This is a genomic window from Adhaeribacter terrigena (genome assembly GCF_016623615.1).
In the GTDB taxonomy this organism is placed as follows: domain Bacteria; phylum Bacteroidota; class Bacteroidia; order Cytophagales; family Hymenobacteraceae; genus Adhaeribacter_A; species Adhaeribacter_A terrigena.
In genome coordinates this window covers 1-1,653 of record NZ_JAEHFX010000019.1, presented here as the reverse complement: position 1 = coordinate 1,653, position 1,653 = coordinate 1, and the positions used below count along the sequence as shown (strand labels likewise).

3 protein-coding genes are annotated in these 1,653 nt (G+C 31.5%); all 3 read left to right on the top strand.

The window, feature by feature from the left end:
* The first annotated feature begins 90 nt into the window (after nucleotides 1–90).
* Genes I5M27_RS18460 through I5M27_RS18450 form a run of 3 tightly spaced genes read left to right on the top strand, consistent with a single transcriptional unit; the run spans nucleotide 91 to nucleotide 1,517 of the window.
* Nucleotides 91–504, top strand: a complete 414-nt coding sequence (locus tag I5M27_RS18460) for a contact-dependent growth inhibition system immunity protein (protein WP_200507869.1) — start codon at nucleotides 91–93, stop codon at nucleotides 502–504.
* 49 nt (nucleotides 505–553) lie between these two features.
* Nucleotides 554–1,111, top strand: coding sequence for a hypothetical protein (locus I5M27_RS18455; RefSeq protein ID WP_200507868.1), 558 nt, complete (start codon nucleotides 554–556; stop codon nucleotides 1,109–1,111).
* Between the two features lie 55 nt (nucleotides 1,112–1,166).
* Complete coding sequence (locus tag I5M27_RS18450; protein ID WP_200507867.1) at nucleotides 1,167–1,517, top strand: hypothetical protein; 351 nt, start codon at nucleotides 1,167–1,169, stop codon at nucleotides 1,515–1,517.
* The last annotated feature ends 136 nt before the right edge of the window (nucleotides 1,518–1,653 follow it).

Here is a 1,653-nt window from a genome sequence, read left to right as displayed (position 1 = left end):
AAAACGAAAATAACCGCTCATAACAAGGTATTTACAAAACCTTTGCTACGCTGCAGGCTTTGCAAATACTAAACGTTGTGATAAATTAAAATGGATTTAAAAGAAAAGTCAATACAGGAACTTGAGAATGATTATTGGCCAGACCAAAGTAATTATCCTACAGGGTTAGTTGAAAGATGCCATAACTTCAGAAAAATTAAAATCAAGGACCTTCAAATCCACCAAATTATAACTTTACTTATACAAGACATAGGTTCTGACTTTCTAATGCCAATTGTGTTGGAAAAGATGGGTAGCAACATATTAGAAGAGGATGATTTTGATGGAAGCTCTTTTATAGAAAGCCTTGAATTCTTTAGCAATGAAATATTTAAAAGGAACCCACAATATCTCAATGCGATTTTAGACTTGATTGAAAGAAAAAAAGAAGAAATCGAAATTGAGAAAGGTTCGAAATATTATGAACAGATAGTCAAAAGAATAACTAATCACAACAAAAGCTAAAAATCATTAAAACGTTTTTTAGCACAGACGTTGGTAAAAATTTATAATAATGGAAAGATACGAAACAGCGATAGAGGAATACGAAGCTGAACCTGAAGGAAGTAAAGAAAAAATAATTTACGCCTACTTTGGACTGGCTATTTACTTTAGTCAGAGTTTAGAGGAAACCTTCTCTATAATGCTGTGGACGGATAGAATTTTCAAAAAGAAAGTAAAGACCAATAAAGAGGTAAATGACATCATAGATGCTATTGAAAATTCAAAAAGGACATTAGGGAATTTTATTAATGAGGTTAAACATAGTTATAATTTACCAAACAAATTAGAAACAGAATTAACTGAAATCCTTGAAAAGAGAAATTATTTGGTTCACAAATATTTCAAATTAGAAATCCAGAAATTTTTTTCAGAATTAGGCAAAAGAGAAATGATAAAATACTTCTGTGATTTTATTGATGATTGCCAAAGAATTGACAGAGAACTCAAATCTTACTATTCACATTATACTACTAAAATGGGCTTATCTGATGAAAGGATTGAGCAAATAATGAATGAAATGAAAGAAGAAGAACTGTTAAGAGAAAAAACTGTTACCAACAACAGCTAAAAAGTATTAAAACACTTTTTAGCCAAGACGTTAGCAGCCATAAAACTAAGACATCGTGAGTCGCAAGAAAAATAGCCGACCAATAAACTTTAGAAGTGTAAAGCGATATCTTTCATTCGGAGTGGTATTGCTGTGTCTTTATCCCTTTATTAAAGAATGTGATAGGCGTAAGGCAATTAAGAACGACGATAAAGAATATATGAAGGCAGTAGTGACTTATGAAAAGTATTACCTACCTAACAACCCAGTTTCAGCTAAGTTTTATTATCAATACCAGTTTAAGGTAAATGATAACGTTTACAATGGAACAACGATGGATTCAGAGTATCATCCTGGAGACTCTATAGAAATTGAATACGTGAAAAACAACCCAGACAAGAATTGTCCAAAAGATTATTATAAATAAGAAAAATTTCGGCTGCTAACCACACCTATAAGGCAGCTACGCCACCTTATAGCCTAGTACGTTGGCGGGTATTTAAATAATAAAAATTAATAATGCGAAAATTTTCTCTTGAAGATATCAAGTCTAAAGTAGACGA